Annotated in this window: 20 protein-coding genes; 11 read left to right on the forward strand and 9 right to left on the reverse strand. The window is 51.2% G+C overall.

The features are described 5' to 3' along the window. Positions 1-3: 3 nt before the first annotated feature. The 9 genes from WN16_RS10890 to glmS form a co-directional block, all read right to left on the reverse strand. Complete coding sequence (locus WN16_RS10890; RefSeq protein ID WP_044701043.1) at positions 4-1,656, reverse strand: class I fumarate hydratase; 1,653 nt, start codon at positions 1,654-1,656, stop codon at positions 4-6. A gap of 60 nt (positions 1,657-1,716) precedes the next feature. Continuing rightward, positions 1,717-2,718: a glutaminase A gene (gene glsA / locus WN16_RS10895; RefSeq protein WP_016149805.1), complete on the reverse strand. Its 1,002-nt coding sequence runs from the start codon at positions 2,716-2,718 to the stop codon at positions 1,717-1,719. Between the two features lie 125 nt (positions 2,719-2,843). Then, positions 2,844-4,148: a dicarboxylate/amino acid:cation symporter gene (locus WN16_RS10900; protein WP_003022946.1), complete on the reverse strand. Its 1,305-nt coding sequence runs from the start codon at positions 4,146-4,148 to the stop codon at positions 2,844-2,846. 168 nt (positions 4,149-4,316) lie between these two features. Then, on the reverse strand, positions 4,317-4,634 hold the full coding sequence (locus WN16_RS10905) for a DUF4387 domain-containing protein (protein WP_008320068.1): 318 nt from the start codon (positions 4,632-4,634) through the stop codon (positions 4,317-4,319). Further along, positions 4,631-6,001 (reverse strand): acyclic terpene utilization AtuA family protein, encoded by a 1,371-nt coding sequence (locus WN16_RS10910; RefSeq protein WP_044701047.1) that lies wholly within the window; start codon positions 5,999-6,001, stop codon positions 4,631-4,633. The genes WN16_RS10905 and WN16_RS10910 overlap by 4 nt, the downstream gene beginning before the upstream one ends. Positions 6,002-6,004: 3 nt before the next feature. Continuing rightward, a complete protein-coding gene (locus tag WN16_RS10915) occupies positions 6,005-7,246 on the reverse strand; it encodes a methylaspartate ammonia-lyase (RefSeq protein ID WP_003022953.1) in 1,242 nt (413 codons plus the stop codon). Then, entirely contained in the window at positions 7,246-8,691 is a 1,446-nt protein-coding gene (locus WN16_RS10920) for a methylaspartate mutase subunit E (protein WP_003022957.1), read from the reverse strand. The genes WN16_RS10915 and WN16_RS10920 overlap by 1 nt, the downstream gene beginning before the upstream one ends. Positions 8,692-8,709: 18 nt before the next feature. Continuing rightward, entirely contained in the window at positions 8,710-10,098 is a 1,389-nt protein-coding gene (gene glmL / locus WN16_RS10925) for a methylaspartate mutase accessory protein GlmL (RefSeq protein ID WP_044701049.1), read from the reverse strand. Continuing rightward, positions 10,098-10,547 (reverse strand): methylaspartate mutase subunit S, encoded by a 450-nt coding sequence (gene glmS, locus WN16_RS10930; protein WP_003022963.1) that lies wholly within the window; start codon positions 10,545-10,547, stop codon positions 10,098-10,100. Before glmS ends, glmL begins: the two co-directional genes overlap by 1 nt. Positions 10,548-11,764: 1,217 nt before the next feature. Here glmS and cydA point away from each other — a divergent pair. From cydA to cpoB, 11 genes are all read left to right on the forward strand, one after another. Then, positions 11,765-13,333, forward strand: coding sequence for a cytochrome ubiquinol oxidase subunit I (gene cydA / locus WN16_RS10935; RefSeq protein ID WP_044701051.1), 1,569 nt, complete (start codon positions 11,765-11,767; stop codon positions 13,331-13,333). Between the two features lie 15 nt (positions 13,334-13,348). Next, complete coding sequence (gene cydB / locus WN16_RS10940) at positions 13,349-14,488, forward strand: cytochrome d ubiquinol oxidase subunit II (RefSeq protein WP_003022968.1); 1,140 nt, start codon at positions 13,349-13,351, stop codon at positions 14,486-14,488. Positions 14,489-14,502: 14 nt separating this feature from the next. After that, positions 14,503-14,616 carry a cytochrome bd-I oxidase subunit CydX gene (gene cydX / locus WN16_RS10945; RefSeq protein WP_003022970.1) on the forward strand — a complete coding sequence of 38 codons (114 nt, stop codon included), beginning with the start codon at positions 14,503-14,505 and terminating at the stop codon, positions 14,614-14,616. Then, positions 14,616-14,909 (forward strand): cyd operon protein YbgE, encoded by a 294-nt coding sequence (gene ybgE, locus WN16_RS10950; RefSeq protein ID WP_003022971.1) that lies wholly within the window; start codon positions 14,616-14,618, stop codon positions 14,907-14,909. The genes cydX and ybgE overlap by 1 nt, the downstream gene beginning before the upstream one ends. A 150-nt stretch (positions 14,910-15,059) precedes the next feature. After that, positions 15,060-15,464, forward strand: a complete 405-nt coding sequence (ybgC, locus tag WN16_RS10955) for a tol-pal system-associated acyl-CoA thioesterase (RefSeq protein WP_003835413.1) — start codon at positions 15,060-15,062, stop codon at positions 15,462-15,464. Beyond that, positions 15,461-16,153, forward strand: a complete 693-nt coding sequence (gene tolQ, locus WN16_RS10960) for a Tol-Pal system protein TolQ (protein WP_003022976.1) — start codon at positions 15,461-15,463, stop codon at positions 16,151-16,153. Before ybgC ends, tolQ begins: the two co-directional genes overlap by 4 nt. Before the next feature lie 3 nt (positions 16,154-16,156). After that, complete coding sequence (gene tolR, locus WN16_RS10965; RefSeq protein WP_003022978.1) at positions 16,157-16,585, forward strand: colicin uptake protein TolR; 429 nt, start codon at positions 16,157-16,159, stop codon at positions 16,583-16,585. A 64-nt stretch (positions 16,586-16,649) separates the two neighbouring features. After that, the gene (gene tolA, locus WN16_RS10970) at positions 16,650-17,888 is read left to right on the forward strand and encodes a cell envelope integrity protein TolA (protein WP_044701056.1); all 1,239 of its coding nucleotides are present in this window, start codon (positions 16,650-16,652) and stop codon (positions 17,886-17,888) included. A gap of 128 nt (positions 17,889-18,016) precedes the next feature. Then, positions 18,017-19,309, forward strand: a complete 1,293-nt coding sequence (tolB, locus tag WN16_RS10975) for a Tol-Pal system beta propeller repeat protein TolB (protein ID WP_003022981.1) — start codon at positions 18,017-18,019, stop codon at positions 19,307-19,309. A 34-nt stretch (positions 19,310-19,343) separates the two neighbouring features. Continuing rightward, positions 19,344-19,862, forward strand: coding sequence for a peptidoglycan-associated lipoprotein Pal (gene pal, locus WN16_RS10980; RefSeq protein ID WP_003022983.1), 519 nt, complete (start codon positions 19,344-19,346; stop codon positions 19,860-19,862). Between the two features lie 9 nt (positions 19,863-19,871). Beyond that, complete coding sequence (gene cpoB / locus WN16_RS10985; RefSeq protein WP_044701059.1) at positions 19,872-20,657, forward strand: cell division protein CpoB; 786 nt, start codon at positions 19,872-19,874, stop codon at positions 20,655-20,657. The last annotated feature ends 160 nt before the right edge of the window (positions 20,658-20,817 follow it).

Here is a 20,817-nt window from a genome sequence, read left to right on the forward strand (position 1 = left end):
TCCTTAATGCCCTGCCGGACAGGTTGCGCAGCGATGCTGCTGCTCGAACTGGCTGAAGAAGTTATTACCTTTGTCATCCACTAATACGAAGGCGGGCATATTTTTAACTTCCATCATCCACACCGCTTCCATTCCCAGTTCTGGATATTCAAGACACTGCAGACTCTTCACGTACTGTTGCGCCAGTAGGGCTGCGGCACCGCCAATGCTGCCGAGGCTAAATCCACCGTGTTTGTGACAGGCATCAGTGACCTGCTGGCTGCGGTTACCCTTGGTGAGCATAATGAGGCTGCCGCCTTGTGCCTGGAAAGCATCGACATACCCATCCATGCGCCCGCCGGTGGTGGGGCCCATTGAGCCACAGGCCTGATTTTCCGGGGTTTTGGCTGGACCAGCATAGTAAACGATATGCTTTTTCATGTATTCCGGCATCGGTTCACCGTTATCCAGTCGCGCTTTGATGTTCGCGTGAGCGATATCGCGAGCCACAACAATCGGGCCGCTTAACGACAGACGTGTACCAATGGGCAAGGCGGAGAGATCAAGCAGGATCTCACGCAGCGGACGATTCAGATCCAGTTGTACGGTCTGGGCGCCGTTTTCTACCCGGTGAGAATCGGGGATAAATTTGCCCGGATTATGCTCGAGTTTTTCCAGCCAGATACCGTGTTTATTAATTTTGGCTTTAATATTGCGGTCGGCAGAGCAGGAGAGGGCCATCGCGATTGGGCAGGAGCCGCCGTGGCGCGGTAAGCGAATTACGCGAATATCGTGGGCAAAGTATTTGCCGCCAAACTGCGCCCCGATGCCAAACTCACGGCTGGCATTGAGCAACTCGGCTTCCAGCGCCGTATCACGGAACGCCTGGCCCAGCTCATTCCCGCTGGTGGGCAGATTATCGTAATATTTGGTTGAAGCCAGTTTGGCGACTTTCAGCGTCTGGTCGGCGGATAAGCCCCCAACCACAAAAGCGATGTGATACGGCGGACAAGCGGCTGTACCCAGTGATTTCATTTTTTCGATCAGGAACGCGGTGAGCTTTTCCGGCTGCAGAATGGATTTGGTTTCCTGGAATAACGCCGCCTTATTGGCAGAACCGCCGCCTTTGTTGACGAACAGGAATTTATATTCATTGCCCGGCGTGGCGCTGATGTCGATTTGTGCCGGCAGGTTTGTCTGAGTATTGACCTCGGTATACATGTCCAGCGGGGCATTTTGCGAGTAACGCAGATTGTTTTCGGTGAAGGTGGTATACACGCCTTTGCTTAAGGCTTCGGCGTCATCGCCGCCTGTCCAGACATGTTGTCCTTTGCAGGCCACAATGGTTGCCGTCCCGGTGTCCTGGCAGTTAGGCAGTACACCTTTAGCTGAAACCTCTGCATTGCGCAGCAGCTGTAATGCGACGTACTTATCGTTACCGCTGGCCTGTGGGTCGTGCAAAATGCTGGCAATCTGTTTTAAATGTCCGGCGCGCAGGAAAAATGAAGCCTCATAAAACGCCTGCTGTGCTAACAAGGTTAACGCTTCCGGTGCAACCTTGATAACTTCCTCTCCGTCTAACTCCGTTACCGTAACGTGCTGGTTACTGAGTAATTCATATTCGGTACTATCTTTACTCTGAACAAAGAGTTCCTGCCAGACAAATGGTTTAGACATGTTTACTTCTCACCTCTTCGTATTGTTTGCCGGATAAGCAATGTGCCATCCGGCGTAAAGTTATTTGGCTAAAAAGACGTTGGCTTTTGTCGCTTCGGCGACATATTCGATAGTTTTCTGGGCACGAACGCTGTTTCCGGCTTCATCAAGCGGCGGAGAATAGACCGCAATCGCATATTCGCCTGGGACGACGGCAACCATGCCGCCGCCGACGCCGCTTTTCGCCGGAATGCCAACGGTGTACAGCCATTTACCGCTGCCGTCGTACAGTCCGGCAATTGCCATTTCTGCCAGTACCTGTGGAACATATTTCTCATTCAGCAACTGTTTGCCGTTGAACGGAGATTTGCCTTTGTTCGCCAGTACGGCACCCATTTTGGCCAGTTGCTCAACGGTGATATCCACCGAGCACTGGCGGGTATAAATTTCAACGGCTTCGTCAGTGTTGCCATAGAAGCTGTTATAGGATTCCATCAGTTTGGCCAGCGCCTGATTGTGCTGGTTGGTTTCCATTTCAGATTTGAAAACCGGTTCGTTTACGGTGAGAGTGGCATCGGCCCAGACGTTCAGGTTGTCGAGGATTTTGTTCCAACGATCGCTTTTGTCTTTGGCTTCAATCAGGCTAACGGTGCTCATGGCCCCGGCGTTTACCAGTGGGTTTTCAGGCGCGCCTTTGGTCAGTTCAACGGCCAAACCTGAGTTGAACGGCATGCCGGTGGCATTGGCGCCAAGTTTATCCAGCACTACCTGTGGACCGTGCTGCTCCATGGCGAGCGCCATGGTGAACACTTTACTCAGGGATTCCATTGGGAAAGGTTTGTTAACATCGCCAACCTGGTAGATCTTGCCGTCCACCGTCGCAATGGTGATGGCAAAATTTTTCGGGCTATAGGTCGCCAGAGCAGGGATGTAGTCGGCGACTTTTCCATCGTTATTACTTTTGTACTTCTGATGAGCCTGTTCTATCAGCTTGGCGTAGTCGGGCGTGGTTTGCGCGAATGTGGTTGCGCTAAACAAGACGCTGAAAGAAAAGAGACTCACGCCGATAATTGTTTTATTCATTGTGCGTTCCTGTTGGTGTGCTCATCTTGATGCCGGATGGCGGCGTACCGCCTAATCCGGCCTACGGATAGTTAAACGTTATGTAGGCCGGATAAGCGCAAGCGCCATCCGGCAATAACGTAGTATCAGGACAAAGCGACTTCCGTTTCGGTAACCGGGCGTTCCTGTTCCGGTGACTTCACTGGCGCAGTTCCACGGCAACCCTGGCCGAAGTGTTCGCCTTCCCAACGGCCCACAATGGCAGCGCCCATGGCGTTACTCATGACGTTGGTAGCGGAACGACCCATATCGAGGAACGGATCGACGCCCATCAGCAGGATCAAACCCGCTTCCGGAATGTTGAACTGGTTCAGGGTAGCGGCGATAACGACCATCGAGGCACGCGGTACACCCGCCATCCCTTTAGAAGTCAGCATCAGAATTAACAGCATGGTAATTTGCTCGCCCATGCTCAGTTCGATGTTGCACGCCTGAGCAATAAAGACAGTGGCAAAGGAGCAATAAGCCATGGAGCCGACCAGGTTAAAGGAGTAACCGATAGGCAGAACGAAGCTGGCGATTTTTGAAGAAACACCGAATTTTTCCAGCTTGTCCAGCGTACCCGGGAAGGCGGCTTCAGAGCTTGAAGTGGTAAAGGCCAGCAGAGCGGGTTCGAGGATTGATTTAGTTAACCGTGCGATGCAAGGCCCGACGATCATAGTAGACAGGCCAATCAGGATCGCCCACAGCATACCCAGCGTCAGGTAGAACTCACCCATGAAGATCCCGGCGCTAACCATCACACCCAGACCACGTTCGGCAATCAGACCTGAAATAGCGGCAAAAACGGTCAGTGGCGCAAACAGCATGACGTAACCCGTCAGCTTCAGCATCACGTGCACCAGTGAATCCAGCACTTTCACAATAGGGTCGGCTTTTTCACCAATCGCAGCGAGGCTACAACCAAGGAAGATGGAGAACACGACGATCTGCAGAATTTCGTTACGCGCCATCGCATCGACAATACTGGTCGGTACCGCGTGTGAGATGAACACTTTCAGCGTGAATGGCTCTGACTTAACGGCGGCAACAGCGCCGACGTCATGTGGCACAAAGTTGATACCTGCGCCTGGCTGGAAGATATTAACGATAACCAGACCCAGCGCGATTGACAGCAATGACGCGCAAATAAACAGGAAGAAGGTTTTCGAAAATATACGTCCGAGCGTTTTGGCATCACCCATTTTGGCAATACCCACAACCAGAGTTGAAATAACCAATGGTGCGATAATCATTTTCACCATACGTAAGAATATAGTGGTAAAAATGGATATATCTGCTGCATAAGATTTTGCTGTTTCAGCCGCGGCCATATTATTTATGGCCACCCCGGCAATCATGCCGAGTATCAGGCCTAATATGATCATCTTCGTTAAACTTATTTTCTTCATGTGTACTCCATCGGATAAAGGTTGGTAATTGGAATTGTGTAGGGTGGCGTGCGCCTGAGCCTGGACAGCAGCTTAGACGCACGCCTGTTGTGACCAACCGCATGAATAATTCGAAGCACTGTGATACAGCTGAATTCTGTGCCCCAATGGTTGTTATTGTGTTTTTTGTTACAAGTCGAACTCAATACTTAATAATGGTGCGTGTTGCTGTGCACCATAAACATCATTGTCACCGACGTTGCCGGAAATAATATCGCGCGGCATGACGATTTTTACGGCATTCGCCGGATCGAACCATACAATATTGTGAATAAAGTCAGGCTTAACGTTATATAAACCGGCAATAAGCTGCGGTGTTAATTGCTCTGAGCGTTTTACGCGCTGATAATCTTCCCGGGTTTTAAATAAAATATCTAAAACCAGTTCGTACGGTCCGGCGTTTTTCGAGCGAATAACTTGTGCCAGTGAACAAATTGAGTGTTTCATGCCTGAACTCCTTCTGGCGTCACCTGTTCAATGTGGAAATCAAAACGCAGCGCATTACTCGCTTCAATCAGGTGATAGATCGAGAACTCATACACCGGTCCACTCTGAATATCAGATGGCGAGAACGGGAAGGCGAGGTTGCCCGCAGTCGCAATGCGATTTTCATAGCCGTAGTGCAGCAGGGTAGAGCGCACCAGCGAGCAAACGCTGTTGGCGATGTCCTGCGTCGGCGCAACGACATCCAGTAAAATTCCCAGTTCATGGCCCGCAGTTTTCATCGGTTCATGGTTGCCCATCACACCGTTCTTACCGTACAAGTGGAACGTCATGCGGATACTGTCGTCGTTCAGGGAGAGGTTACGTGCAACGCTTGCCTGTACCTCTTCAAGAATCGTGTCAATCCCGGCAATCATAATCGGGTCGCGTGTTCCGGCGATGGTCAGGCAACGGAAGCCAACCTGGCGTGCACCTTCCAGTTTCAACGCATACGGTGTTTCTTCATGGCGTGAACCGCTGACATACACTTCACCCTCGTTAACCTGGGTAAAGGTGCACGCTTTCAGGTTCAGCACACCGCCTGGCCCTGGCAGGAAGTAAGGATCTGACTTCTCGTACAGGGTGTGCGCCGCAGCAGAAGTTTCAGTGAACTTACGCTTGGGATTGAACGCCTTCAGCGTAAAGCCGTTGTCGTCGATAATCCCCATCGCACAATCGGAGCCGGAGCCAGGGGTGGCGGCAATGGCAGCACACTCAAGGATCTTACCGCAATGAAGCGCCAGACCTTCATCAAAGCCCTGCATAATCGGCAGCGCGGCGAAGCAGGCCGGATCGTAGGCTCGTCCGCCCAGGACCACCTGTGCACCGGCTTTCAGCGCACGCTGGAAAGGCTCGACGCCCATCTGCGCGACAATGTAGGTGCTCTCTTCAATGGCCTCGTGAGTCAGTTCAGGCACAAAATCGAGCGCGGTGATTTTGCCGTTATCCAGTGCCTGATGAACGATTTCTTTGTCGACATCAGACGGAATTAGCGCCATTGAGAAAGACAGTTTTTCTTCCTGTGCGATCTCATGGATTATTTGGCGACACCACTCCAGATGCGGAGCTGCGCCAGAACCACCGGCTGTGCCGATCACTACCGGGATGTTGTTCTTAACGCCTGCCACAATCATATAGCGCAGATCGCGTTTCACACCGGCCCTGTCAGTAAAGGGTTTACCTGCCCCCAGGTAGTGGGGGCCAGGATCGGAGGAACCTGCGTCAACAGCAATAAGATCCGGTGACTCTTCCATGGCTTTACGAAAACTTTCTTCCGGGAAGCCATAACCCAGGATAGCCGTAGGCGATAAGATCTTAAATGTGCGTGCCATCTCTTAATCCTTAGTTTGCAACAGCGCGATGGTGCGGTTCATTTCGTTAAACACGATGTTGAGACCTTCATCGAAACCCATACCCGGTTTGATCAGCATGCGCATTGGACGCGCGGCCAGCGCGACGTGTACGCAGGTACGAGCACTGATTTCCGTTTCGTTACAGGTACCGCCCTGATAGGCTTCCATTCCGTGTTTGTTGCAATACAGCACTGCATCAACGATGTTGTGAATACCGCCCAGATCCGGGGTTTTAATCTGCACCATGTGGCAGCTGCCCGCGTCGGTGAAGTCCACGATGTCCTGATAGGTGTTACACCATTCATCCGCAACGATTTTCACGCCGGAACCCAGACGAGTCAGCTCCTGAGTGATCTCGGTTAACATGCGGATCTGATCCGGCTTGTTACCGGCATCAACCGGGCCTTCAATGTACAGCGGGAGACCTTGAGCTTCGGCTTCCAGGCTGGCGATGTATTCGGCGCAACGCACTGGATCCATATCGAAGATCAGACCAATGGTGCCGTAGACATCAATATGCAGTGTCGGGTGATAGCTTTCGTTGGTGCGCAGGCTCAGGATGCGGTTAGACAACCAGCGGACGTACTCACGCAGTTTTTCACCTTTAAAGCCCAGCTTCTCTTCAACGTTATTGATCAGGGCATGCGGCAGGACATCCACACCTTTTAGGATCATCTTGTCGACGGCGATATAACGGTCGTCGCCGCTCTGACCAAATAACGGAATGGCTTCCGGAACGCATGGCAGTTGCCATTCATCACAAACCACTTCGGCTTTCAGACGACCGGTAGCCAATGCCGCCGCGTCGAGCAGTGCCTGAGACAGACCATAACGTACGGCGGTATGCAGCAGATGGCCGTCAATACGCAATTCATCAAAGAAACGGGCGTTGGTCAGGAACGAATCAACGTCACGACCTTCCAGCAACGGCTTGATGTGGTCGTTGAGGAACGGAATGAAGTTTTCAGCCAGGAACAGCGGGTCACGACCGCCTGCACCTGAATATTGCACCGCTGCGCAATCGCCCACAGCTACCGCGCCGTTTTCCAGAATCAGTTGTACGGAAACACATTCACCCGCCTGACGAACAGAGGTAAATCCAGGCGTGACCGGATCGCCGGTGTAGATAAACCCGTCATGACCGGCGCCATTTTTGATGGCCTGCTGATCGTCAAAATAAAATGAGGAGTAGCCAGCGGTGAAAAGGGCCTTTTTGATTTTCATTATGGTCTTCCTATTAATTTACTGTGGGATACGGCGTTGATGTCATCAATGACCATCTGGAAAGAAGGCTTGCGGCCTTCAAAATGTGCGCGCTCTGCGACATAGTCGTGGTGCAGGGCGAGAATATCTTTCGGCAGCGGCACGGCACCGGCTTCAAGAATACGGATTGCGCCTGTGTTATCGCGAACAGGCAGGATCTTACCGGCGTTACAGGCGGCAGGAGCGAAAGGTACATCCAGCACGCCAGCTTCAAAGGCCAGCACCGTACCGCGCGCAATGTCGCCATTGCCCAGTTCGAAGACTTTCTTCAACACCGCGCGGACTTCGCTCTTAATCAGGTCAACTTCCTGCTCCACGGCAGCGCACTGCGGGAATTTCTGGTCGCTGACCATGTTGAGCATCTGGCGTGACGCTTTCAGACCCTGGGCGTTAGCTGCCGCGGTTGGGATACCGAACGCTTCGTGCGGGCTTTTGGTGATCACTTTTGTGGCACCCGACATACCAGCAACCGCTGCACCCCAGGCGATAACGGAGAAGGCTTTCGCTTCATCTTCCGGGAATCCGCCCATCCACTGGTGGAAAACGGTGCTCAGTTCGTAATCGTCGAAGCCATGGTTATGGAAGTATTCGTGGGACAGTTCACGCAGCGCCTGAATAGCGGCGATATCCTGCGTCAGGCTACCGACCTGGCCGTAGCCGACGGTAATGGATTTCACGCCTTGTTCCAGCGCCAGCAGACCTTCAATAATCGCCACCGAGTGGGACATAAACGGCGGGATCAGGGTACCGGTCAGCGGGCCAAACGGCTCACGGTTGATGCGAATGCCGTTCTCTTCGTACAGACCCATCAGACGGTCGCAGTACTGCCAGTCGCGAATGGATTTTTCCAGGGTGACGCGTTTGGCGTAAGGGATGTTGTAGGAGATACCGCCGCCTTCGTAGCTGGTGAAGCCACTGGCCATGGCGATTTCTGCCAGCAGGCGCGCATCCGGTGTACCGTGGCGAACCTGGATCGGTTTTTCCAGCGATTCAGTCATCCGGCGGCAGGCAGCAACCCCGTGATTGACAACTGGTAAACCATTCAGCTTGGAAGTACCTGCTTCGATGGATTTCTGGATCCCGACAGCGGCTTCTTCATAGCGGTTCAGACGGGTATAGGCATCGATAGTACTCGGCAGGAGGTCGCACTCTTCCTGCAATGTTTTGAGCAGCGCAATATGCTCATCCATTAATGCTACGCCTGCACGCGGCTGGCTCAGGGTTTTACCTTCCTGATCGGCTTTCAGCAGGGCAAGGGAGAAGCGTTTTTTATCTGGAATTGATTGCTGGTACTTCACGCCATCTTCGAAGTTCTCAACGTCTTTGCCGGTTTCCCAGGTTTGTAATACCTGATGCCTTTCGGTCATGAATTCGTCATGGGTCAATTTTTTATTTCGAAGTTCCATTCGTAGCTGCCTTAAGTTTTATAGGGTTAAACACTGAATGCTGGTGCGAGCAGCGGCTTGCGGGTACAGCCTGGCGACGTTTGCCAGAAGCGGGAGCAGGCCATTTGAATCGCGGTAATACTCAAACTGATTCGGTAACAGAATTCTTTTCCCCTGGTCGTCCAGCTCCCGGTATTTGAGCCAGTTATGGATATCAAACTGGCTGGCGCGAGAGAGCCATCCCCCTGAACCGACGACTTTGCGTACGGTGGTGAGATCGCGACCCATCTGTAAATCCACGTTACCCACGCAGGTGCAAACCTGCTTTTTAGTGCCCGCGTGGCGCTCAGCGGCATAGCCCACGCATAAACCTGCCAGCAGGGTGTCGTAATATTTCTCTTCCTCACTGAGTGGCAGGTAATCCGGTTGCCCTACCAGATGGCGCAGGTAGCGGTAAAACGCTTCCTCGCGCTGTGGTTGTTGGGCGAAGATGACTTTCACCATATCCTGCGTGCTTTCTCCCACCACGACGGCGGAAACGCGCATGCCCAGGTCGCCTTCTACGGTACGTTTGACGAACGGTTCAGGAACACCATGCAGGACGGTATCGGGGGAGAGGGTATTCGCGCTGGCCGAATAGACATCCGTGGTGGCTCCGCCCATATCAATCAGCATGAATTCCTTCCATGCGCTGTCGTAATCGCTAATGGCTTTGACTAACTCATAGACCGTCCATGGCGTCGGCATTGGCTCTTCGCCTGTTTCGCCAACAATGACGTCCAGACCTTTGCCTTTGACAATGCGTGACAAGAACACATCACAAATCGCCTGACGTGCGGCAAACGGATTCGGGTGATCGAGGTCAGGCAGAATGTTGTCTACCGTGGTCAAATCCTTATGTCCCAGAATCGTTTGTATTTCGTCCTGAATGTCCCGGTTTCCGGCGTAGATAATGGCGCAATCAAGCTTTGAGCCTGCCAGCGCATGCGCATTCGCCAGGCCGTAACTTTCTTCGCCACCGTCTGTACCGCCGGTAAACAGCAGAATATCTGGAGGGGATGACTCCAGCTCCTGGATGTCATGACGGTTCAGCTTGTACGAATAATATTGCGCGATTTTCGCTCCTGCCGAATGGGCGGTAACTTTTGCCGATTCCAACGTAATGGAAGGCACCAGCCCCATTGCTGCAACGGCAAGCCCACCTTTCGCTGAGGAGGAGTATTTCAACTGCACTTCACCACTTTTCAGTAACGGGCGAGCATCGGCAACATTCAGCACCTGATTCAGGCTGGCAAAAAAACCGTCTGCCAGATGATGTGTGGTGGTTGGGGTCAGGACATGGTTTACCAGGGTTAATTCCTCGCCTTCATGGGCGAAGAGGGCTGCCTTGGTCCATGTCGAGCCGATATCGACAGAAACTGTTTGCATCAGATAGCCTCTTCCAGGCAACGCTGTTCGAGGCCATTGTGTTGGTGAATATCATTAGTGATAAGCGCGCAAACATCTTCCAGATCGTGACTGGGGGCGAAGACCCGGTTAAAGCCCATCTCTTTAAACTTCACTTCCACATCGGCGAAGTCATGTTTACCGACGACCAGGTTGCCGCCGACGTACAGCAGAATGTCGCCAAGGCCGCGTTCGATGCAGCGCTCACGTAATCCGAGGCAATCAATGTCGCCATGACCGTAGATAGAGGACACCACGATGGCATCGGCGCCTGTTTCAATCGCAGCATCAATATATTCATCCTGGCTCACCATCACCCCGAGGTTGATTACGTGAAAATCATGAGCGGTAAAAACGCGATCCAGAACTTTATTACCTACTGCATGGCAGTCAGCACCGATGACGCCAATAACAAGTGTAGATTTCTTCATGGGTAATCCTCTGTAGGGCTGATGGTCAATAAGTGAAATTATTTTCTAATATTTAGAACATGGATTGTGACAACCTCTTAATAGGGTTGGAGTTTCTGTGGAAGCGAAAAAGGAAGCAATTGATCTATTTTCAAAATATCCTGAGAAAAATGATTGTTATATTTGGTTGTTATAAAATTTCTTTATAATCAGTAGGATGTATCATATTTTCTTGGCCGGTTTTAATTTATTAGAAAAATGGGTAATAAATTACTTGCCATGTTTGTGATCGAAATCTTATTTTGTTATGCGCGCCATTTATGTCGTGTTTTTAATAATTTCAAAAATCACAATTACTAATTAACTTGTGAACGACGTAACGGTTTTTTATTTTTTAATCTTATATGTCACAATTCATTTTTGTTAATTTTAGGATAAAAATGATAATGAAATGTTTGTGGCATATTTAATCTTTGCCACATAAGTGCAGAGTGGGCGTTAAAGATAACTTTCAGTGATGATTTAAGCGAAACGCCAGCGTTCTCTCGCAGAACACCAAACGCAATGCATCGGTCAATGTGGAACGTTTTCTCTTCCAGCTGAGATAGTTACATCTCGGTGTTAATTATAAGTAAAATTTAAATGAATAATTTGTATGAAATAACAAGTCCATGACTTGCTAAACAAAAAACTGTGAGCTACCTAGCATTAGTGATTCTTTATCTGCTATCAATTTTGTCAGCCGGGCTGGTTAAAAGATCGTGTACATTTAAATAAATATCCTATCATTTGTAGTAACGGCAATTACTCATTGAAAAACATGTTGTTAACATCGCATTCACTAGTCATGCGAGTGTTAAACACTATTAACATTAAATTTGAAAATTGATTTAAATCAATGTTTAAAACTTGGAAAACAGCATCAAAAGAGGTTAAATTGCTGCAGATCAAATTGGTCTGAAAGTGGTAAATTAGCTATAAATTGATCACTATCGAAAAATGCAAATTTGTCTCGATAAAAACCTGTTTATTGTAAGGATTTTACGGCGTAATATAATTGCGGGATCAATTTGAGTGTTTTATTAACATGTTTGTAACCTTTCTCCATTGTCCTTTCTTCACAAGAGAAGAAAGAGTAGCGGCGTAAGGAAGCAGATAAATTTGTATTGGGGCATGCGTGTGACCCTTTCTAACGGGGTTCACTCTCGGAGTCTTCATGCGATGAGCAAGGAGTCATGATGTTAGATATAGTCGAACTGTCGCGCTTACAGTTTGCCTTGACCGCGATGTACCACTTCCTGTTTGTGCCACTGACGCTCGGTATGGCGTTCTTGCTGGCCATTATGGAAACGGTCTACGTCCTTTCCGGCAAACAGATTTATAAAGATATGACCAAGTTCTGGGGCAAGTTGTTTGGTATCAACTTCGCTCTGGGTGTGGCTACCGGTCTGACCATGGAGTTCCAGTTCGGGACTAACTGGTCTTACTACTCCCACTATGTAGGGGATATTTTCGGTGCGCCGCTGGCGATCGAAGGTTTGATGGCCTTCTTCCTCGAATCCACCTTTGTAGGTCTGTTCTTCTTCGGCTGGGACCGTTTGGGTAAAGTCCAGCATATGTGTGTCACCTGGCTGGTGGCCCTGGGTTCTAACCTGTCCGCGCTGTGGATTCTGGTTGCGAACGGCTGGATGCAGAACCCAATCGCAGCGGATTTCAACTTCGAAACCATGCGTATGGAGATGCTGAGCTTCTCTGAACTGGTGCTCAACCCGGTAGCACAGGTGAAATTTGTTCACACTGTGGCATCTGGTTATGTATGCGGCGCGATGTTCGTTCTGGGTATCAGCTCCTACTATATGCTGCGCGGTCGTGACTTCGCGTTTGCTAAACGTTCTTTTGCCATCGCTGCCAGCTTTGGTATGGCTGCCATTCTGTCTGTTATCGTTCTGGGTGATGAATCCGGTTACGAAATGGGCGACGTGCAGAAAACCAAACTCGCAGCGATTGAAGCAGAATGGGAAACTCAGCCTGCACCGGCTTCCTTTACGCTGTTCGGTATTCCGGACCAGGATGCGCAGGAAAACCATTTTGCGATTCAAATTCCTTATGCGCTGGGCATCATCGCCACCCGCTCTGTTGATACACCGGTCATTGGTCTGAAAGACCTGATGGTGCAGCACGAAGAGCGTATCCGTAACGGGATGAAAGCGTATCAGTTGCTGGAAGAACTGCGTGCTGGTACTACCGACCAGGCCGTTCGCGACCAGTTCAACAACATGAAGAAAGACCTGGGTTATGGTCTGCTGCTGAAACGCTATACGGATAACGTCACCGACGCGACCGAAGCGCAAATTCAGCAGGCAACGAAAGATTCTATCCCTCGCGTTGCGCCGCTGTACTTCGCTTTCCGTATCATGGTGGCATGCGGCATTCTGATGCTGGCAATTATCGCGGTGTCCTTCTGGACTGTGCTTCGTAACCGTATCGGTGAGAAAAAATGGCTGCTGCGCACTGCGCTGTACGCGATTCCTCTGCCGTGGATTGCTATTGAATCCGGTTGGTTTGTCGCAGAGTACGGTCGTCAACCGTGGGCGATTGGTGAAGTGTTACCAACAGCCGTAGCGAACTCTTCGCTGACTGCTGGCGACCTCATCTTCTCGATGCTGTTGATTTGCGGCCTGTATACCCTGTTCCTGGTGGCTGAACTGTATCTGATGTTCAAGTTCGCACGCCTTGGGCCGAGTAGCCTGAAAACCGGTCGTTATCACTACGAGCAGTCCACTGTGACTTCTCAGCCGGCACGCTAAGACAGGAGTCGTCAAATGATCGATTATGAAGTATTGCGTTTTATCTGGTGGCTGCTGGTTGGCATTCTGCTGATTGGTTTCGCGGTCACTGATGGCTTCGACATGGGGGTGGGCATGCTCACCCGTTTCCTCGGTCGTAATGATACCGAGCGTCGAATTATGATTAACTCCATCGCCCCGCACTGGGACGGTAACCAGGTTTGGCTCATCACCGCGGGTGGCGCACTGTTCGCTGCCTGGCCGATGGTGTATGCCGCTGCGTTCTCCGGTTTCTATGTGGCGATGATCCTGGTACTGGCGTCTTTGTTCTTCCGTCCGGTCGGTTTTGATTACCGCTCCAAGATTGAAGACATGCGCTGGCGCAACATGTGGGACTGGGGCATCTTCATTGGTAGCTTCGTGCCACCGCTGGTGATTGGTGTGGCGTTCGGCAACCTGCTGCAAGGGGTTCCGTTCCACGTAGATGACTACATGCGTTTGTACTACACCGGTAACTTCTTCCAGTTGCTGAATCCGTTTGGTCTGCTGGCTGGTGTCGTGAGCGTTGGGATGATCATCACCCAGGGTGCGACCTATCTGCAGATGCGTACGGTAGGTGAACTGCATCTGCGTGCTCGTGCAACTTCACAGGTTGCGGCGCTGGTGACTCTGGTCTGCTTCGCGCTGGCCGGTGTATGGGTGATTTACGGTATTGACGGTTATGTTGTGACCTCAGCACTGGATCATCATGCCGCCTCCAACCCGCTGACCAAAGAAGTGGCTCGCGTGGCTGGCGCATGGATGGTGAACTTTAACAATGCACCTATCCTGTGGCTGGTTCCTGCACTGGGCGTGGTTCTGCCGCTGTTGACCATTCTGACTTCTCGTATGGAGAAAGGGGCCTGGGCATTCGTCTTCTCTTCACTGACGTTAGCATGCATCATCCTGACTGCCGGTATCGCAATGTTCCCGTTTGTGATGCCATCCAGCACCATGATGAACGCAAGTTTGACCATGTGGGATGCAACGTCCAGCCAGCTGACGCTGAATCTGATGACGTATGTAGCTTGTGTGTTCGTACCGATCATTCTGCTGTACACCGGCTGGTGTTACTGGAAGATGTTTGGTCGCATCACTAAAGAAGATATTGAAAGTAACACCCACTCTCTGTACTAAGTAAGGAGCTTAAAATGTGGTATTTCGCATGGATTTTGGGAACGCTTCTTGCCTGTGCATTTGGGATAATCACAGCGCTGGCGCTTGAGCACGTTGAATCAGGCAAAGCCGGACAAGAAGATAGCTAATGACCAACATTATCGCGATGTTATACAACGCGATGGACAAGCGCCCCTTGCGGGCGCTTTCATTTGTGCTGGCAATCGTATTGGCCGGTTGCATATTCTGGGATCCGTCACGTTTCGCGGCCAAAACCAGTGAGCTTGAAATCTGGCATGGTTTTCTGCTGATGTGGGCGGTCTGCGCAGGCATCATTCACGGCGTTGGCTTTCGTCCTCGTGCCGTACACTGGCAGGGTATCTTCTGCCCGCTGATCGCGGATATCGTCCTCGTTGTTGGTCTGTTTTTCTTCTTCTTTTGAATAAGAAACATCCTTAAATATTTATGGGCTTGCATAAGCCCATAATTTTTTACTCTCCGTTTACTTTCCCCCATTCCAAAGCACCATTCCCGCGCGTATAGTAGCGAAGTTTGAAAGCACTAACCTTTTGTTGCATTACCGGGATGTAAAGTGAATACAACGCTGTTTCGATGGCCGGTTCGTGTCTACTATGAAGATACCGATGCCGGTGGGGTGGTTTACCACGCCAGCTACGTCGCTTTTTATGAAAGAGCGCGCACAGAGATGCTGCGTCATCATCACTTCAGTCAGCAGGTCCTGTTGGCTGAACGTGTAGCCTTTGTGGTGCGCAAGATGACCCTCGAGTATTTTGCGCCTGCCCGGCTCGACGATATGCTCGAAGTTCAAACCGAAATTACGTCAATGCGTGGCACCTCTTTGGTTTTCACGCAACGCATTGTCAACGCAGAGAACACCGTGCTGAATGAAGCCGAAGTTCTGATTGTTTGCGTTGATCCACTCAAAATGAAGCCTCGTGCGCTTCCCAAGTCTATTGTCGCGGAGTTTAAGCAGTGACTGACATGAATATCCTTGATTTGTTCCTGAAGGCAAGCCTTCTGGTTAAACTTATCATGTTGATTTTGATTGGTTTCTCAATCGCATCCTGGGCCATTATTATCCAGCGGACCCGTATTCTTAATGCTGCTTCACGTGAAGCCGAAGCATTTGAAGACAAGTTCTGGTCCGGCATTGAATTGTCGCGCCTGTACCAGGAAAGCCAGGGGCGTCGTGATAATTTGGCTGGCTCAGAACAAATTTTCTACAGCGGGTTCAAAGAGTTTGCTCGTTTGCATCGGGCAAATAGTCACGCGCCGGAAGCGGTCGTTGAGGGGGCTTCCCGTGCGATGCGTATCTCGATGAACCGTGAGCTGGAAACGCTGGAAACGCATATTCCATTCCTCGGAACCGTTGGCTCCATCAGCCCGTATATCGGTCTGTTCGGTACCGTTTGGGGGATCATGCACGCATTTATCGCGCTGGGCGCGGTAAAACAGGCGACGCTGCAAATGGTTGCACCGGGTATCGCGGAAGCGTTGATTGCAACGGCTATCGGTCTGTTTGCGGCAATCCCGGCGGTTATGGCCTACAACCGTCTGAACCAGCGCGTGAACAAACTGGAACTGAATTACGACAACTTTATGGAAGAGTTCACCGCGATTCTGCACCGCCAGGCGTTTACCGTTAGCGAGAGCAACAAGGGGTAAGCCATGGCCAGAACGCGTGGACGAGGTCGTCGCGAACTCAAGTCCGAAATCAATATTGTACCGCTGCTCGACGTACTGCTGGTGCTGTTGCTGATCTTTATGGCAACCGCACCGATCATTACGCAGAGTGTGGAAGTCGACCTGCCGGATGCGACCGAATCGCAAGCCGTCAGCAGTAACGACGAACCCCCGGTCATTATTGAAGTTTCCGGTATTGGGCAATACAGCGTGGTGGTTGAGAAAGATCGTATGGATCAACTGCCGCCGGAGCAGGTTATCGCGGAAGCGAAAAGTCGCCTGCAGACCAATCCGAAAACGGTCTTTTTAATCGGTGGTGCGAAAGACGTGCCTTATGATGAAATAATTAAAGCGCTGAACTTGTTACACAGTGCAGGCGTAAAATCGGTTGGCTTGATGACGCAGCCAATCTGATGACGGCGTTTTGCTGGCTTGAAAGATAGCACGTAACAGGCGAACAGTTTTTTGGGAACCGAGAGTGTCAAAGGCAACCGAACAAAACGACAAGCTCAAAAGGGCGATAATTATTTCAGCGGTGCTGCATGTCATTTTATTTGCAGCGCTGATCTGGAGTTCGTTCGATGAGCACATTGATGCTTCAGCCGGCGGCGGTGGCGGTTCGTCCATCGACGCCGTTATGGTCGATCCTGGCGCCGTTGTGCAACAGTACGACAGGCAGCAGCAACAGCAGGCAAGCGCGAAACGTGCTGAAGAGCAGCGTGAAAAGCAGGCGCAGCAGCAAGCTGAAGAACTTCGCGAGAAACAGGCAGCTGAGCAAGAGCGACTGAAGCAGCTGGAAAAAGAACGCTTAGCCGCGCAGGAAAAAGTGCGCGAACAGGCGCAACAGCAGAAGCAAGCTGAAGCCGCCGCCGCGAAAGCGCAAGAGCAACAGAAACAGGCTGAAGAAGCTGCGGCGAAGGCTAAAGCTGATGCACAGGCGAAACAAGCGGCAGATGCCGCGAAGAAAGCCGCTGCGGATGCACAGAAAAAAGCTGAGGCGGAAGCTGCTAAAGCCGCTGCTGATGCGAAGAAAGTTGCCGAAGCACAAGCTGCTAAGGCTGCCGCGGACGCTGCGAAGAAAGCACAGGCTGAAGCCGCTAAGCAAGCAGCAGCCGAGAAAGCTGCCGCTGAGAAAGCAGAAAAAGCCGCCGCCGCGAAAGCGGCCGCTGCTGAAAAAGCGGCGGCTGATAAGAAAGCCGCAGCGGAAAAAGCAGCAGCAGACAAAAAAGCTGCAGCCGAGAAAGCCGCTGCCGATAAGAAAGCTGCGGCAGATAAAGCAGCTGCTGCTAAAAAGGCTGCGGCCGAAAAAGCCGCTGCAGCCTCTGGCGTTGACGACTTGTTGGGTGACCTGAGCTCCGGTAAGAATGCACCGAAATCGGGCGGTGGAGCGAAAGGAAACGGCCAACCGGCGAAAGATAGTGGTACAAGTGGTGCCAATGGCGGTGCATCTGGTGCTGATATCAGTGCTTACGCATCTCAAATTCGTAATGCGATCCAGAGCCGTCTGTATGGTGCAGATTTGTATGCAGGTAAATCTTGCGTATTACATATCAAGTTAGCACCCGATGGTCTGTTACTGGATGTGACCGAAGAGGGTGGGGATCCAGCATTGTGTCAGGCTGCGCTGACGGCTGCGAAAACCGCCAGAATTCCTAAACCGCCTAGCCAGGCAGTTTATGAAAAAGTAAAAGATGCCAAACTGGACTTCAAACTGTAATAACGACCCCTGAGAAATCAGGGGAAACGGTCTAAGGTTGATACTGAGTTGTGGTAGTTTTGTGTATTTGAGTTTGTTAACATTCTGCTAAATTATCGTGGGCTTTCCGTCCAGATAAGGGAGATATGATGAAGCAGGCATTACGAGTAGCATTTGGTTTTCTGATGCTGTGGGCAGCGGTGCTGCACGCAGAAGTACGTATCGAGATCACCCAGGGGGTGGACTCGGCGCGCCCGATTGGCGTCGTTCCGTTCCAGTGGGCAGGACCGGGTGCTGCACCTGAAGATATCGGTGGTATCGTAGGTGCTGACCTGCGTAACAGCGGTAAATTTAACCCGTTAGACCGTTCTCGTCTGCCTCAGCAGCCTGGTACCGCGCAGGAAGTTCAACCTGCCGCTTGGTCTGCGCTGGGCATTGATGCCGTAGTCGTCGGCCAGGTTACGCCGAACCCGGATGGTTCTTACAGCGTTGCCTATCAGCTGGTTGACACCGGTGGCGCACCGGGTACCGTACTGGCACAGAACACTTATAAAGTGAACAAGCAGTGGCTGCGTTACGCAGGGCATACTGCAAGTGACGAAGTGTTTGAAAAACTGACCGGCATTAAAGGTGCATTCCGTACCCGTATCGCTTATGTTGTTCAGACCAACGGTGGTCAGTTCCCGTACGAATTACGTGTGTCCGACTACGATGGTTACAACCAGTTCGTGGTACACCGTTCTCCGCAGCCGCTGATGTCTCCGGCGTGGTCTCCGGACGGCTCAAAACTGGCGTACGTAACCTTCGAGAGTGGTCGTTCTGCACTGGTTATTCAGACGTTGTCTAATGGCGCGGTTCGTCAGGTAGCGTCGTTCCCACGTCACAACGGTGCGCCTGCGTTTTCTCCGGATGGCAGCAAACTGGCGTTTGCCCTGTCTAAAACCGGTAGCCTGAACCTGTATGTCATGGACATTGGTTCCGGTCAGATCCGTCAGGTGACGGATGGTCGTAGCAACAACACGGAACCGACCTGGTTCCCGGACAGCCAAAACCTGGCCTTTACATCTGACCAGGCCGGTCGTCCGCAGGTATATAAAGTTAACGTCAACGGCGGTGCTCCGCAGCGCATTACCTGGGAAGGTTCGCAAAACCAGGATGCGGATGTGAGCAGCGACGGTAAATTTATGGTAATGGTAAGTTCGGCCAACGGTCAGCAGCACATTGCCAAACAAGATCTGGTAGCGGGTGGCGTACAAGTTCTGTCGTCAACGTTCCTGGACGAAACGCCAAGTCTGGCACCTAACGGCACTATGGTAATCTACAGCTCTTCTCAGGGGATGGGATCCGTGCTGAATTTGGTTTCTACAGATGGGCGTTTCAAAGCGCGTCTTCCGGCAACTGATGGACAGGTTAAATTCCCTGCCTGGTCGCCGTATCTGTGATAATAAATAATTGATTAATAAAGGAATCATTGAAATGCAACTGAACAAAGTGCTGAAAGGGCTGATGATTGCTCTGCCTGTTATGGCTATTGCAGCGTGTTCTTCTAACAAGAACGCCAGCAATGACGGCAGCGAAGGCATGCTGGGTGCCGGCACTGGTATGGATGCAAACGGCAGCGGCAACATGTCTTCTGAAGAGCAAGCGCGTCTTCAGATGCAACAGCTGCAGCAGAACAACATCGTTTACTTCGATCTGGACAAGTACGATATCCGTTCTGATTTCGCTGCAATGCTGGATGCTCACGCTAACTTCCTGCGTAGCAACCCGTCTTACAAAGTCACCGTAGAAGGTCATGCGGACGAACGTGGTACTCCTGAGTACAACATCTCCCTGGGTGAGCGTCGTGCGAACGCCGTTAAGATGTACCTGCAGGGTAAAGGCGTTTCTGCTGACCAGATCTCCATCGTTTCTTACGGTAAAGAAAAACCTGCAGTACTGGGTCATGACGAAGCGGCTTACGCCAAAAACCGTCGCGCCGTACTGGTTTACTAAGAGAATTGCATGAGCAGTAACTTCAGACATCATCTGTTGAGTCTGTCGTTACTGGTTGGCATAGCGGCCCCTTGGGCCGCTTTTGCTCAGGCGCCAATCAGTAGTGTCGGCTCAGGCTCGGTCGAAGACCGTGTCACTCAACTCGAGCGTATTTCTAACGCTCACAGTCAGCTTTTAACCCAACTCCAGCAACAACTCTCCGATAATCAGTCCGATATTGATTCCCTGCGTGGTCAAATTCAGGAAAATCAGTATCAGTTGAACCAGGTTGTTGAACGCCAGAAGCAAATATTGTTGCAGATTAATAATCTTGGCAGCGGTAGTGCGCCTGCGGCGCAGTCTGCAGGTAGCGATCAGAGTGGGGCAGCAGCAACCCCTACGCCTGATGCGGGCGCAGCGGCAGGAGCCCCGGCGCAGACTGGCGATGCGAACACTGATTACAATGCGGCCATTGCTCTGGTGCAGGATAAATCCCGCCAGGATGATGCGATTGAAGCATTTCAGAACTTCATCAAAAAGTACCCAGACTCGACTTACCTGCCAAATGCGAATTACTGGCTGGGTCAGTTGAATTACAACAAGGGGAAAAAAGATGATGCAGCGTTCTATTTTGCTTCAGTAGTTAAAAACTTCCCGAAATCACCAAAGGCTGCAGACGCGATGTATAAAGTCGGCGTCATCATGCAGGACAAAGGTGACACAGCAAAAGCTAAAGCCGTTTATCAGCAGGTTATCACTAAATACCCTGGCACTGATGGCGCGAAACAAGCGCAAAAACGCCTTGGCGCGATGTAATGAACACCATGCGACCAGAAATCGTGTTAATTCTGGTCGCGTCGTGTGATTCCTAAGCAGTTGAGTTATTTACATCGAAATTTTTGTTGCGCTAAAATCTGAAATCAGTAATATATGCCGCCGTTGCCAAGGGATATCAAACAGCCCGAAAGCGGCAAAA

This window comes from Citrobacter sp. ABFQG, from assembly GCF_004322975.1.
Taxonomy (GTDB): domain Bacteria; phylum Pseudomonadota; class Gammaproteobacteria; order Enterobacterales; family Enterobacteriaceae; genus Citrobacter; species Citrobacter freundii.